General features: G+C 54.0%; 9 protein-coding genes and 5 pseudogenes. 4 read left to right on the top strand and 10 right to left on the bottom strand.

Annotated elements, in window-relative coordinates:
* Positions 1 to 346: 346 nt before the first annotated feature.
* Positions 347 to 1,633, bottom strand: coding sequence for an SEC-C domain-containing protein (locus NSS88_RS09775; protein ID WP_152908555.1), 1,287 nt, complete (start codon positions 1,631 to 1,633; stop codon positions 347 to 349).
* Between the two features lie 208 nt (positions 1,634 to 1,841).
* On the opposite strand from NSS88_RS09775, the gene NSS88_RS09770 reads away from it, so the two are divergent.
* Genes NSS88_RS09770 through NSS88_RS09760 form a run of 3 tightly spaced genes read left to right on the top strand, consistent with a single transcriptional unit; the run spans position 1,842 to position 6,408 of the window.
* Positions 1,842 to 3,449, top strand: coding sequence for an SWIM zinc finger family protein (locus NSS88_RS09770; protein ID WP_049626729.1), 1,608 nt, complete (start codon positions 1,842 to 1,844; stop codon positions 3,447 to 3,449).
* Positions 3,446 to 6,226: a DEAD/DEAH box helicase gene (locus tag NSS88_RS09765; protein WP_341084232.1), complete on the top strand. Its 2,781-nt coding sequence runs from the start codon at positions 3,446 to 3,448 to the stop codon at positions 6,224 to 6,226. Before NSS88_RS09770 ends, NSS88_RS09765 begins: the two co-directional genes overlap by 4 nt.
* Positions 6,227 to 6,228: 2 nt before the next feature.
* Positions 6,229 to 6,408, top strand: a complete 180-nt coding sequence (locus NSS88_RS09760; protein WP_049625359.1) for a hypothetical protein — start codon at positions 6,229 to 6,231, stop codon at positions 6,406 to 6,408.
* A 184-nt stretch (positions 6,409 to 6,592) separates the two neighbouring features.
* Here the strand turns inward: NSS88_RS09760 and NSS88_RS09755 are convergent, their stop codons facing one another.
* The 8 genes and pseudogenes from NSS88_RS09755 to NSS88_RS09720 all read right to left on the bottom strand — a co-directional run.
* Complete coding sequence (locus NSS88_RS09755) at positions 6,593 to 6,907, bottom strand: Uma2 family endonuclease (protein ID WP_033013720.1); 315 nt, start codon at positions 6,905 to 6,907, stop codon at positions 6,593 to 6,595.
* An 81-nt stretch (positions 6,908 to 6,988) separates the two neighbouring features.
* A complete protein-coding gene (locus NSS88_RS09750; protein ID WP_049626727.1) occupies positions 6,989 to 7,960 on the bottom strand; it encodes an MTP-1 family protein in 972 nt (323 codons plus the stop codon).
* 277 nt (positions 7,961 to 8,237) lie between these two features.
* Positions 8,238 to 8,726, bottom strand: coding sequence for a macro domain-containing protein (locus NSS88_RS09745; protein ID WP_020755180.1), 489 nt, complete (start codon positions 8,724 to 8,726; stop codon positions 8,238 to 8,240).
* A 224-nt stretch (positions 8,727 to 8,950) separates the two neighbouring features.
* Positions 8,951 to 9,838 carry a UTP--glucose-1-phosphate uridylyltransferase GalU gene (gene galU / locus NSS88_RS09740; protein ID WP_015375962.1) on the bottom strand — a complete coding sequence of 296 codons (888 nt, stop codon included), beginning with the start codon at positions 9,836 to 9,838 and terminating at the stop codon, positions 8,951 to 8,953.
* 281 nt (positions 9,839 to 10,119) lie between these two features.
* Positions 10,120 to 11,178 carry a BtaManbiosPhlase gene (locus tag NSS88_RS09735; protein WP_121650104.1) on the bottom strand — a complete coding sequence of 353 codons (1,059 nt, stop codon included), beginning with the start codon at positions 11,176 to 11,178 and terminating at the stop codon, positions 10,120 to 10,122.
* 2 nt (positions 11,179 to 11,180) lie between these two features.
* A pseudogene (locus NSS88_RS09730) lies at positions 11,181 to 11,363 on the bottom strand (DUF1861 family protein); the annotation flags it as partial.
* Positions 11,332 to 11,664, bottom strand: a pseudogene (locus tag NSS88_RS09725) (ABC transporter permease subunit); the annotation flags it as partial. The pseudogenes NSS88_RS09725 and NSS88_RS09730, both read right to left, overlap by 32 nt.
* A 66-nt stretch (positions 11,665 to 11,730) precedes the next feature.
* Positions 11,731 to 11,904, bottom strand: a pseudogene (locus NSS88_RS09720) (sugar ABC transporter permease); the annotation flags it as partial.
* A 26-nt stretch (positions 11,905 to 11,930) separates the two neighbouring features.
* Here NSS88_RS09720 and NSS88_RS09715 point away from each other — a divergent pair.
* Positions 11,931 to 12,131: pseudogene (locus NSS88_RS09715) on the top strand (substrate-binding domain-containing protein); the annotation flags it as partial.
* 39 nt (positions 12,132 to 12,170) lie between these two features.
* Here the strand turns inward: NSS88_RS09715 and NSS88_RS09710 are convergent.
* Positions 12,171 to 13,063 (bottom strand): annotated as a pseudogene (locus tag NSS88_RS09710) (Rpn family recombination-promoting nuclease/putative transposase).
* Positions 13,064 to 13,114: the final 51 nt, after the last annotated feature.

The following is a 13,114-nucleotide window of genomic DNA, read 5'->3' as shown; positions in this document are numbered from 1 at the left end:
GTATTCTATTGCCATCCAAAGAAGAAAGAAAAAAACAGAAAAACCGAACGCCATTCATCCCCCACCTGTAGAGGTGGGGGACTTCTGGCTGATTTATGTTAAAAACGGTCGGAATCGCGCACAAAGCCATTTTTCCCAATCCATTATGGATTCGGTCAAAACCGATCGTTCCCCGCCGCTTTTTTTGGAGTTTCACGAATGGAACGCATTCCATTCCCTGTTTCTACTTATAGAGGGCTTGGGTTGAGCCCAATGATGTTTGAATGAGAGAGCCCTTGTGGAACCGGCTTTCCTTTTTGACGAAATGCCGCTGACTTGCGCGCAGCGCCCGTTTTTCTGCCAGCTTCTAGATGAATCCCCGATCGGTGAAGATCTCCCACGCTACATCACGGAGTTCTTTACGCAATTCTTTTTCATTCACTTCCTCAAGCAGGCCTTCATTCCGCCACGAACGGATGGCGCGGTCAATATGACGGTTGACTCGCTTCTCGTCCCATCCTTCACGCATCAACATCAGATCGATGTCATCGATCCATTCATTGATGCGCGCATCAAGCTCATCCCCTTCCTCTTCGAACCAGTCTTCCTCCCAGTCATCGAGCCATTCCTCGTCGTCTTCATCATCAACAGCCATCAGGAAAAAATCCAACGCCGCCGATCGCACATCTTCTGGCATCACGTCATACCGATCGGCGATGTCTTCCACCTCCGATCCTTCCGCCTTCATCAAATGCCCAGCCACATAGCGGAGCGCCGCCGCGTAGACGGGGACCGAATAAGGGAGGCGGGATGTTTTTCCGCAATAGATCGCCCATATGGCGAACGCTTGATTGAGCAGCGCCGCTGGCGCCTCCGGCTCGTTTTCATCGAGCTCGCGAATGACGGCCGCTTGTTTCGGATCATCCCATTTGAACTGTTTGGCGAACTGCCAAAGCCACTCCAAGAGCACATCGGAAAGCACAGCGACGAACCGATCGCGCATCCATAAAGCCGATGGCTGACCGCTCCACTCCCCTTCTTGTTGAATCGCCCGAAGCAATCGATCTTTCCCTGACGCCGGGAGCGGAAACACCGCTGTGAAACACGTGAACACGTCTTGGTACGGCACAAGGAAGCCGAACACCACATCTCCTGTTTCGATCACGCTCGGCCATTGATGGGAAGCCAATAAATGAACGATCTTTTCCCCTCCCGTCAACAAATCCCGGACAACGGGGCGATTGTCGTCCTCATAGCCGATGAACTCGCCAAGCGACGGAACGGCTCCTTCCCACCTCTCGATGTGAGCCTGAACGGACGGGCGCCACCGCTCCCAATGACGGCTTTTCCGGTAAGCAGAAAAGATCGTTTGTCCTGTTTCATCAAGCGGCCAACAAAACAACATCCAATTCACCGCCATGATCTGCACGCCAAGCTCGAGTTCCTCCGGCATCTCATCAAGCGGGAACTGGTCTAAAAGCTCTTCCGCCTCCCTCTCATACCGCTGTAAAACAAACTGACGCATATCATTCATGCATTCGATCAACTCGCGGTCAATCAATGACGAAATCGAAACCGCCTCTTTTTTTCCACAACAATGCTTGTACTTTTTGCCGCTGCCGCACGGACAAAGGGCATTCCGCGACACCATCATATCGTCACCCGCTTTCCTTCGATTCGGCCTTGCCGTTATGTTCATTGTATCATAACAGAGAGAAAAGCAGGAATAAATCTCACGCCAAACAAACATAGCAACGGTACAATCCGCCATGCTATAATAATGTAGATATAAAGAATGAACGGAAAACGGGGGCTTTCTTCGGGAACCCATGATGCACAATGGACGGAAAGGACGGACTGATATGTTGCAGACCGCAATCTCCAAACCTCTGTTGCAAAAAGCCGCTGCCGACTTGCAGCGGGAATGGTCGTTTTCTCTCTTCCAACATGTCATCCAAAAAGGGCGGGAATTGTCACGGCAAGGGTTGGTGTATAACGTCACGGTCATAGACAGCGATTTTATCGAAGGAAAAGTCATCGACACCGCCATTCATGACGTGACGCTTGATTTGTCGGACATCTCCCTCCACAGCTGCACATGCGGGGCGGAAGATCTTTGCCCGCACGTACTGGCGCTGTTCTTTTACGTGTACGGAAATGTATTTGACAACGGCGAGTTGTTGCGGCAATGGAAACAAGGAAAGAAAAAACCGAACCGGAAAGCGGCATCGGTCCAAACACCGTCTGAACCAAACACAGCGGAATCGGTCGCCCAATGGCGGAAGCAGTTCGCCGACCTATTGGACGAGTGGAGCGCCCGCCACCGCCGCCGCAATGATTGGCCGTACCGCTTGTCCCATCAACTGTTTCCGCGACTCGTCAAAAACAGCCCGAAACACAGCGCTGTCCGTTTGTTGCATCGCTTCCATGCGGCCTTGTTTTTGCTTGACCATTTGTTCGAATACGGACGCGAACGCGGTTGGGACCGTGGGCTGTTGTTCGGATCATACGAGCAGTTTTCGTGGCAACAAGACGTCGATTATATCGCCGACGAATGGTTCGAAACGTTGGAACGGTTTCCGTCCGAACTGCTGCCCCCGTCTGTTGAAACGCACATCGAACAGATGATCCCGTATGTACGGGAGTTGTTGCTGCGGTGGGGAAAGGCGTCCCCTTCACTCGTCTACAGCCTATACACAACCGCTTGGGAGCTGCTGTTCACGAAAGAAGCGCAGCGCCGGCAAGAGAAAGAAACGCTGATCCGCCTGGCAACGGAAAAACAGTCAACCACTCTGTTGCTAGCTGCCGCCCATCTCGCCTTTTTACTCGGCGAAGATGACGAAGCGCTCGCCATCTACCGCCAATATCCCAAGGAAGCGGCTCCGTTTTTTATCGATTGGATGGAGCGGTTCGCATCCTCGCATTCGCCGGAACGTTTCGCATCATTTTGGGCGAAAGGAAAGCAAGAGCTTGCCTTCTACATATCCGCTCTTCCAGAGATGGAGCGGTCGCCGTTTGTCAACGAAATCGGTCGGCTGTACGAATCATACGCTCGCCAACACAACAAATGGGACGACTATGAGAAGCTGTTGGCCGCATGCTTCCCATACAGCGCGAACCGCTACGTTCATTGGCTGCTCGATCAAAGGCGCTACCATGATGTAGTCGACTTATACTTATGGGGGGACGCCACCGCCCATGACATTGATCCAACATTTCTCGCCATGCTGCAAAAACAAAACCCGGCGCTCGTCTTGCCATTGTATCACCGAGCGGTCATGCGTTTTGTCGAGGCGAAAAACCGCGCAAGCTATCGCGTCGCCGTGCAATATTTAAAAAAATTGCGTGCGTGCTACCGATCGTTGAAACGAATGAACGAATGGCAGATGTATCTTGAACAGCTGTTAGCCAAAACAGCGCGCATGCGCGCGTTTCATGAAGAAGTGGAGAAAGGAAAATTGCTTCTATGATGGAACAAGCGTTGCAGACGATTACCCTTTCATGTGAATGGAGCGAAGAAGGACGATGCTTCTGGCTCAGCGGCCCGGACCGTGTTTCGAGCTGGGCGCCGCTTGTGTTCGCCTGGCATGAAGAAACCTTTTACGGCACCTTGCTTGATGTCGCGACCGTCCACGGACGCGACGCGGTGCGGCTGTCCCCGTGGCAGGCGCTCACGTTTTTCGCCTGGCGCCCGTCCAACCGTTTTCTTTCCATCAAATGGGGAGATGAGTTCACCGCCCAGCTTGAAACATGGGCGAAGCAAATCATCGACGATGTGCGCACACGCTGCTTCCGCCCCGATTTCTCGGCGTGGAAACAAGCGCAGCCGTCTGAATGGGCCGAAGCTGAGCGGACGCGTTGGCGCGGGCTCAAAGACGATCCGCACCCGCTTGTTGCGGCATGGCGGTCGCTGGCAATCGCCGACTGGCTGTCGCGCGACCCAGAGCTGCGCGGCATTTGGGGCGACATCGTTCGCGCTTATCCATTAATCGCCTCCCCCAGCGGCCAATGGATCGGAACGGAAGACGATTGGCTGGAACAAATCGGCTGGCTCGGCGACCGGCCGCCGTTTACGGTCGGGCTTCGCCTCGTCGAGCCGCCTGAGGACGGCGACGCATGGACGCTGGAAACGGTGTTCATCGCCATCGACGACAGCGTCATCACCTCTGCCCGTGATATTCCGCGCGCCTGGCGCCCATATGAATCATCGATCCAGCGCGCCATTCGCCGCATTTGCGCGATCGTGCCGTGGCTTGACGCCGGGGAGGGTCTGCGGACGGAACTGTCTAATGAAGAAGCGTGGCGTTTTTTGTCCGAAGACAGCTTAAAGCTCACCGAAGCGGGCGTACGCCTCTTGCTTCCCGACTGGTGGCACGACATCCGCCAGGCGCAGCTGTCGATCAAAGCGAAACTGTCGCCTTCCGTCAACGCCGAATCACTGTTCGGCCTTAAGCGGCTCGCTGATTTCGATTGGCGCGTCGCGACCAACGGGATTGAGCTGACGGAAGAGGAGTTTGCCGCTTTGGCGGAACAAAAGCGGCGCCTCATTCGCCTGCGCGGCCAATGGCTCATCCTTGACCCCGCCCTTGTCCGCCGCGCCCAGGCGCTCATGGAAAAGGCGAAAAAAGAAGGCGTGCCGATCCACGATATCGTGGCGCAAACGCTGCTTTCGGAAGCAGAGGAGCGTGAAGAGGCAACGGACGAATCGATCCCGATCCACATTGACGTCCATGATCAGTTCCGCGCGTTCATCCGCCAGCTCCAGCAGCTGGATGGATTGCCGAAAGCGAATGTGCCGCCGTCGTTTCGCGGCACGCTCCGCCCGTACCAGCAGCGCGGCGTCGACTGGCTCGTCTTTTTGCGCCGATTCGGCTTTGGCGCCTGCTTGGCCGATGACATGGGGCTAGGCAAAACGGTGCAGCTGCTTGCCTATTTGGCCTATGTAAAAGAAATGGAACGTCCAGACACGCCGGCGTTGCTCATTTGTCCGACCAGCGTGATCGGCAACTGGCAAAAGGAATGCGCCCGCTTCACCCCAGACTTGCGCGTCTACGTGCACCATGGACCGAACCGGGCGAAACACGATGCGTTCGTGCAAACGGCAGGCGAGGCCGATCTCGTCATTACGTCTTACAACCTTGCTCATTTGGACCAAGACGATTTAAAACAGATTCATTGGCATGCGATTTGCCTTGATGAAGCGCAAAACATTAAAAACGCGCAAACAAAACAAGCGCGCGCCATCCGCCGCTTGAGCGGAAAACATAAAATCGCCTTATCCGGCACGCCGTTTGAAAACCGTCTCGGCGAACTTTGGAGCATCTTCCACTTCCTCAACCCTGGCTATCTCGGCAGCCGTGCGGAGTTTGAGCGGCGCTTTGCCGGGCCGATTGAAAAAGAAGGAGATGCCCGCAAAAAAGCGGCGCTGCAAACACTCATCCGCCCATTTCTCTTGCGGCGGACGAAAACGGATGAAGCGGTTGCGCTCAACTTGCCGGATAAGCTTGAACAAAAAGAGTATTGCCCGCTCACGGCCGAGCAAGCAGCGCTGTACGAGCAGCTCGTCAACGATACGCTTGAGCGCGCCAAAAATGCCAGTCCGTTTGCGCGGCGCGGCTTGATTTTGCAAATGCTAAACGGTGTGAAGCAAATTTGCGACCATCCGGCGCTGTATTTGAAAGAACGCCGCCCCCGCCAGCTCGTTGAACGGTCGCACAAGCTCGAAAAGCTCATCGAACTGATCGAGCAAATTCGCGCCAACGACGAATCGTGCCTCATCTTCACGCAATACGTGCGAATGGGCGAGATGATCCAACAGCTGCTTTCCGACCTGTTTGATGAGCGGGTGTTGTTTTTGCACGGAGGCGTCCCGAAACAAACGCGCGATCGAATGATCGAAGAGTTTCAAGCACGAAAAGCGCCGATTTTCCTTTTATCGCTCAAAGCAGGCGGCACCGGGCTCAACTTAACAGCTGCCAACCACGTCATCCATTTCGACCGTTGGTGGAACCCGGCGGTGGAAAACCAGGCGACCGACCGCGCCTACCGCATCGGACAGACGAAATTCGTCCACGTCCATAAATTGATCACCGTCGGGACAATCGAAGAAAAAATCGACGAGATGCTCGAACAAAAACAAGCGCTCGCCGACATCATCACCGAAGGCGAGGCATGGATCACCGAACTGTCCGATGACGAACTGCGCGACTTGCTCGCCTTATCGGCCGCAGCGAAAGGAGGCGCTTGAGCATGGCGGAAGAAAAACGAAAGCGCAAGAAAAAAACGGCGGAAAACCCGTGGGAAAAGCTGCTGAAGCGGATGGAAGAAAAGTTGAAAGAGCGAGAAAAGCGGCAAACGCAACGGGAAAGGGACACCACGCGGCTGATGAGCGCCGCCCCGACTCCATTGGACAAACAAAAAGCTCCATGAGCACGTTTTTGTCCTTCCCCGGCATGAAAATGATGCGTTTAGGCACGCGCATTTTCATGAAAAAATTCCGTGGGCGACGTTTTGCCCTCCCGCCCGGGCATGAACATGCCCCGTCAAGACGCGTGCCTTTTCATGAAAACAGCGTGGGATTCGTCCCACGCTGTCCGCTTTTAACGTCCTCTTGTCAACGAAACCATTCCGTCATGTCGATTTCAAGCCCGGGAACATGAACGGAGCGAACCGTTCCCGTTTTCACTTGAACATCCGCCTGCTCATATAGCCGTTCCTCATTGAGCCGGTATCCCGTCACAGCTGGCTTCATCGGATTGACAATCCCGCATTCGTGAACGCCGCACGCCATGTACAAATTGAACGTTGCGACAAGATCATGCGCCTGGTTCCACGGACTTAAAATCTCGACAATCAGCGGCGGAACCTCAATGTACTTCGTTCCATCCAACTCTTTCTCACCGCAAATGACCGTCAAATCGGGAACCATCGCCCATTACCGGCCAAAACGAAAAAAGGCCGGCCGCCCCCCTCTCATCAAAAGAAGGTGGGACGGCGCCGGTCCTTTTCCCTAAACGGAAGCATACATCCGATCAAGCTCTTGCGCTTCGTATTTCGCAAACGGGTCGATGAGCGAAATTTTTTGCGCCTCGGCGTCGCCGACGCCGGCGTACAGCTCAGCCGTGCCGTCGCCTTTGCGGATGAGTCCGCCGCTAAAGACAACGTTCGCCAAATCCGGCCGTTTCGCCGGACCATCCAAAAAGTGGGAGCGAAGCGCAAGCAATTGCAGCTCTGAACGCTCCATCGTCTCCGGGTTCAACACGAACACCATCGGGTAGTAATGGCGGTTGCCGTGCTCGTCAAAGCAAGCGATATGGCCAAGCGCCCCCACAAGCCCGTTCGCCAGCAAATGCGCCTCATTCACGCCGCCCCATTCTTCATCCATAAATTGGGCGTCCAAAATCGGCGCGGCCTCAATCACGTCCGGCGTCAACTCATCGAGCGAGAAAATGCGGGTGAACCCGATTTTCCCGCGTCCGCCTTTTTCCCCTTGCGGCCGGGTGAACACGCCGATCGAGCCATCTTTCAGCTCGACAAGGCGAATGTCCTTCATTCCGTCCGGCCCTTCGGCGAACTTTTTCAAACTGCGAATATTGCGGCCGCGGTAAAAGACCGTCCGCCAGCTCAGCTCGCCGTCAAACACCGGATGCGGAAACGTCTCCACGCCGCCGAACACCAACTGACCGTGAATGCGCGCCACAAACGGATCCTGCAAGGCGAACACCGGCGCCCCGTCACGAGGAACCCAGACGCCGTCGCGCTCGACGAAAAAGTACACTTCCGATTGCTCGCTGTCGCGCGCCTCGACGCGCCCAGCGATCACCCATTCTCCTTCATCCACAAACGGTGCGGAAATATTATAAACGTCCCGGTCCCCGACACCCGAAAAGCGAAGCTTTTCCGGCTCAAACGGCTGTGGGGCCGAACGAAATTCGTCTACTAACACTTGACATGTCTTTAATGTTGGCAATGAGAATAACATGATTCATCCCTCCGGATAGCGCCCAAAACGCCCGCATTGGCATTTTTGGCTGTTTTTCCTGATCGCGGTTCGAACAGGAAACCGTCACTTTCTTTTCACACCGGCTTCGTCATTCGGACACCAAAGGCGATGCCACCTCCCGTCGGCCGGATGAGAAAGTCAATGAAACTCATTCTTTCGTGTGCTCCTATTATAATATGATATGAGAAAGAAGGAAACACGTTATTCATTGCCAAAAAAGCAGGGCCAAGACGAAGTCAAGGCCCTTTTTCTCCCTTTATTGGCGCTGTTGGACAAAACGGATGAATGCTTGATCAATATCCACCACCACAAACTCCACGTCCTCGACCGGACCCAACACCTCGACAAACAACTGCGCCACGTTTTCTTTGTCAAGCCTTCCGACGCCTGTCCCTAGTGCTGGCAACGCCACCTTCTTGATTCCGTTCTCCCGACAGTGCGCGACGAGACGCTCGAGACACGCCCGAACGATGTCATACGACGTCGCCCCTGCAGGCTGCTTCATCGTCACTAAGTGAAGGACCCCGCGAAACGGCAGCGAGCCTGCTCCTGTCACGTACAAATCGCCGGGCTTAGGGTCTTGCGCTTGACAGACGCGGATCGCTTCCTCCTCGATCACACGTCCCCCCGCCCGACGGATCGCCGCCGCCACGCCGCCGCCCATCGGCCCGATGCCGTTGGCGGCATTGCAAATGTACTCGACTCCTTCCACTTTGGTCAGATCGCCGACCATGGCACGAATCATCCGAACCCCTCCTTAGCCATGTTTATTCCCCCGCTTCCTCCGCCTCCATAAGCTCATCCAGAACACGGTTGATGGCAGACGATGCTTCATCGATGGCTTCCACTTGTATGAACTGCAATTCATCATCGATAATGCTTCGATAGCAGAATCTCCTTTTTGTCTTCATCCCTAAAAAACGACAAGCTGTCATGCAAAACATGAAATGCGACCGACTGATGGTTGAATTAGCTGCTCTTCGATCCCTTCGCCTCGGCCACCACCCGCTCCAAAAACGAAAGCAAATCGGCGCGCAGCTCCTCGTTTTGCAAGGCAAATTCAATCGTCGTTTCGATAAAGCCGAGCTTCTCGCCGACATCGTACCGTTTTCCTTCAAACTCGTAGGCAAAGACACGCTGAATTTCATTCAGCCGCCCGATCGCATCGGTGAGCTGAATCTCCCCGCCTGCGCCGACTTCCTGCTTCTCCAAAAACAAGAAAATTTCCGGCGTCAACACGTACCGCCCGACGATCGCGAGGTTCGACGGCGCTGTGCCCGGAGCGGGTTTTTCGACAAAGCGGCGCACTTGGTAGCGCCGTCCCTTCTGCTCGAGCGGGTCGATGATCCCGTAACGGTGCGTCTCTTCCTCCGGCACGCGCTTGACGCCGATCACCGAGCTGAACGTTTGTTCGTATTGCTCAATGAGCTGTTTTAAACAAGGTTTTTCCGCTTGGACGATATCATCGCCCAACAACACCGCAAACGGCTCGTCTCCGATGAAATTGCGCGCGCACCAAACAGCATGCCCCAGCCCTTTTGGCTCTTTTTGGCGAATGTAGTGGATGTCCACTTTTGATGGCTCTTTTACTTTCTCAAGCAAGTCCAATTTTCCTTTTTGCTTCAGCAGCTGCTCGAGCTCAAACGCATAGTCAAAATGGTCTTCAATCGCCCGCTTCCCTTTCCCGGTGACGATGATGATGTCCTCAATGCCTGATGCCATCGCCTCTTCAACAATATATTGAATCGTCGGCTTATCGACAATCGGAAGCATCTCCTTCGGCATGGCCTTTGTCGCCGGCAAAAACCGCGTCCCAAGGCCCGCTGCCGGAATGATCGCTTTGCGTACTTTTTTCATCTCCGATGGTTCCTCCTCTATCCGATGATCATCTGTTGTTTCGAGTCATGGCCAGTGTCTTTCATTGCCCAGCCGCAAACCGCTCTGCCGACCTGACCGATGAATCGGCGTTGTTTTTATTATACCAAATCCTGTTGAACGGAAAAGAAACGAAACGACGCAATGAGCGTTGAACGCTCTCCCACCTGCGCTCACGGTATGTTCGCGGCAAACCAAAAAAGAAACGCCCGGCCATCCAGGCGTTTCCGTTCTTACACCGCAACGTGCGGGCAACTTCGCTTTCATACTTTCACAAGCGAATCCAAAATCTCGCTAAGCTTCAGCTCGACGCACGCCATCGACGTATCCGCGGCGCCATAATACATTTTTACGATATCGCCATCGACAATCGCCCCGCATGAAAACACGACGCGGCCGAAAAAGCCGTTCACCTCATAATCCGCTTCCGGCTCGACAAACGGCTGCTCCGAGCGGGCGAGAACTTTGGATGGGTCGTTCAAATCGAGCAGCACCGCCCCCATGCAATAGCGGTGGTCATCCGACGCGCCGTGGTACAACTCAAGCCAGCCGCGCTCCGTTTTGATCGGCACCGCTCCGCCGCCGATGCGGGCGCTGTCCCACTTTCCTTCACGCAGACCGAACAAAAAGCGGTGATTCCCCCAATGAAGCAGATTCTCCGACTCCGCGATCCACACCTCGGGGCGGCCGTTGCTTCTCGGCACCGGGCGATGAAGGGCGTAATACTTGCCGTTGATCTTCTCCGGAAAAATGAGCACATCTTTGTTTTCCGGCGCGAAAATCATGCCGTGGTGCGTCACCGTCTGAAAGTCTTTTGTCGACACCATCACCTCGCCGACTCCTTTTGGCGACACGGCGCTGAAATAAATGTAATACGTGCCGTCAATGCATGTAATGCGCGGGTCTTCAATACCGAATGTCTCGAGCTCATTCGATGGATAGACGAACGGGCGGTCGTCGATCACAAACCGCCGCCCGTCCCGACTGCGGGCGAGGCGCAAATACGAAAGCGACGTCAAATAGGCGAACCGCTCCGCCCCCGCCTCTTTAATAACGCGCGGATCGGAAAAATCGTAGCGCGGATCGTCTTGGCGAAATTCGTAAACCTCGACCTTCCCCGTCTTTGGATTCCATACCGGCGCTTTCACGATATTCGGGTCATCCGACACGGGGCGCTCCGCCACCCGAAGAAGCAGCAACACTTCCCCTTGAAATTTCGCCACCCCAGCGTTAAACGCCCCGATCACTTCAAACCCGTCGTGATACGGCGGCACATCGTTCGGCGTAATGAGCGGGTTTTCTTCATAGCGGTAAAGGTGCATCGTCACCCCTGCCTTTCGTATTTCGTAAATGGATCCACGATCGTGAGTTTTTGCGCTTCTGCGTCACTTGTTCCAGCGTAAAAATCGGCCGTGCCGTCCCCGTTGCGAATCAGTCCGCCGCTAAACACGACATCCGCCAAATCCGGACGCTTCGCCGGGCCATCGAGGAAATGGGCTCTTGTGGCGAATTTGCGCCAACAACACGTTTAACGTCAACATCTTTTCGTTATTCACAACAAGCATATCCCAAAGCAGTTCCACCCATCGCTCCATGAAAAGGAACAAGAAAATGATCGTGGTGATCAACCGCGACATCGGCCAAACAATGCGGCGAATGATGGTGAAATGGCCCGCTCCATCCATCTTTGCCGCTTCGATCAATTCATCGGGAATGCTGCGGAAAAAGTTCGTGTACATAAAGATCGCCCACAAGTTGACGGCCTTCGGCAAGATCATCGCCCAATACGTGTTCGCAAAGGTGACGATCGAATTGATAATCGCGACCGCGGTTCCATACCCCGCATTTAATTTTTCAAACGCCTGGTTGTAAATCTCGAGCTGCCACGTATGGGTCGCATACTCCAGCCCGCCTCCCGTCAGCACATACGGTTCGGTGAAAATGCCAAACATCAAACCGACCGCCAAAATCGTCACGGTATAAAACGAAGGGTACAGCATCGGAATCGTCACGTGCCAAACCCGCTTCCAGCCAATCGCGCCGTCCATTTCCGCCGCTTCATACACTTCTTTCGTGCAACTTTGACAACGGGCAGCTGTCGCAAATCGCGACGCCGAAAATCACGACCGTCGACATCGACCTGAAGCGCTACGGCAAACGAGCGGTGGAATTGTTGCGCTGGCGGTGGGACAACCCGAACGAACCTTTTCAGGAAGTGCTATTGTCTACGAAACTGATCAAACGGGAATCCACAGCAACAAAACCAACGCGCTAGGGCGGGGCTGGCCTTTTGCCCCGCCTGTTTGATTTCCATTCACTTGAAGCCGCTTTGTTTCATTTCCTCAATCTCCGTCACAGGCAATCCGGTCAGTTCGTGAATCGTCTGCGCATCAAACCCTTTCATCAACATCCGTTTCGCAATGTGCCGTTTTTCTTGTTCCGCTCCCTCTTTGCGCCCTTTCTCCCGTCCTTCCTTTCGGCCTTGAATTTTTCCCTTTTGCTCGTACGAAATGATCAATTCCAGCACGCGTTCTTTTTCTTTCGTCTCCATTGTTCCACCTCGCTTCGAAGCTGTTGTTCTTCTTCATCGGACAGCTTCACATACGTTTCAAAAAAGCCCATCAACAAACGCTGTCTTGCCTCGTCTAGCTCAAGACGCACCAACATGCGCAAAAATTGCTTTTTCAGTTCCACTCGTTCACTTTCAGTATACCCCATTTTGCTAAGCAGCGCAGCCGCCACCGGGTTGTCGGTGCGGATGAATTGGCGCCAGTTTTGCTTGCGCAACTCCACGTGGAAAAAGCGAAAGTCAAGCACATCTCCAAACGGAAAGGAGAGCGTGAACGAAGAGGGTTCATCTCGGATGGCATCATAGCTGAAGACAGCAATCGGAATGATCGGAGTGCGGTATTTTTCAAACAAGCGGCTGAAGTAAAGAAACATTCTTTCTGGAAATGACGATTGAACGTACGCTTGGTTTTCTACGTGAACAATGATCAATCCGTCTTTTCCTTTGAACTTCGTCTCGACGAGCAGGTCAACGCGGTACTTCTCCCCAGCCGTTACGTCCGTAAACAGCTCTTCGGACAAAAACGACAAATGGTTGAAATCAATATGCTCGTGCATATCCGGAAAGAAGAGAAGCACAAATTCCTCAAAAAACGTCTGCAACAACTCCTTGAACAACCGGTCGTGATCGATCGCCATACATTCACCTCACACGAATACGTTTCGTATTCTCTTTTTCGACATCATCAA

The sequence above is a fragment of the Geobacillus sp. FSL W8-1251 genome (assembly GCF_038005945.1).
Classification (GTDB): Bacteria; Bacillota; Bacilli; order Bacillales; family Anoxybacillaceae; genus Geobacillus; species Geobacillus stearothermophilus.
Note: the sequence above shows the minus strand (reverse complement) of the source record. Positions and strands in the feature narration are given on the sequence as shown.

Bases quoted from the DNA above. Each gene is read 5' to 3' on its own strand.
- NSS88_RS09775 (WP_152908555.1), bottom strand. From the start codon at position 1,633: ATGATGGTGTCGCGGAATGCCCTTTGTCCGTGCGGCAGCGGCAAAAAG.
- NSS88_RS09770 (WP_049626729.1), top strand. From the start codon at position 1,842: ATGTTGCAGACCGCAATCTCCAAACCTCTGTTGCAAAAAGCCGCTGCC.
- NSS88_RS09765 (WP_341084232.1), top strand. From the start codon at position 3,446: ATGATGGAACAAGCGTTGCAGACGATTACCCTTTCATGTGAATGGAGC.
- NSS88_RS09760 (WP_049625359.1), top strand. From the start codon at position 6,229: ATGGCGGAAGAAAAACGAAAGCGCAAGAAAAAAACGGCGGAAAACCCG.
- NSS88_RS09755 (WP_033013720.1), bottom strand. From the start codon at position 6,907: ATGGTTCCCGATTTGACGGTCATTTGCGGTGAGAAAGAGTTGGATGGA.
- NSS88_RS09750 (WP_049626727.1), bottom strand. From the start codon at position 7,960: ATGTTATTCTCATTGCCAACATTAAAGACATGTCAAGTGTTAGTAGAC.
- NSS88_RS09745 (WP_020755180.1), bottom strand. From the start codon at position 8,726: ATGATTCGTGCCATGGTCGGCGATCTGACCAAAGTGGAAGGAGTCGAG.
- galU (WP_015375962.1), bottom strand. From the start codon at position 9,838: ATGAAAAAAGTACGCAAAGCGATCATTCCGGCAGCGGGCCTTGGGACG.
- NSS88_RS09735 (WP_121650104.1), bottom strand. From the start codon at position 11,178: ATGCACCTTTACCGCTATGAAGAAAACCCGCTCATTACGCCGAACGAT.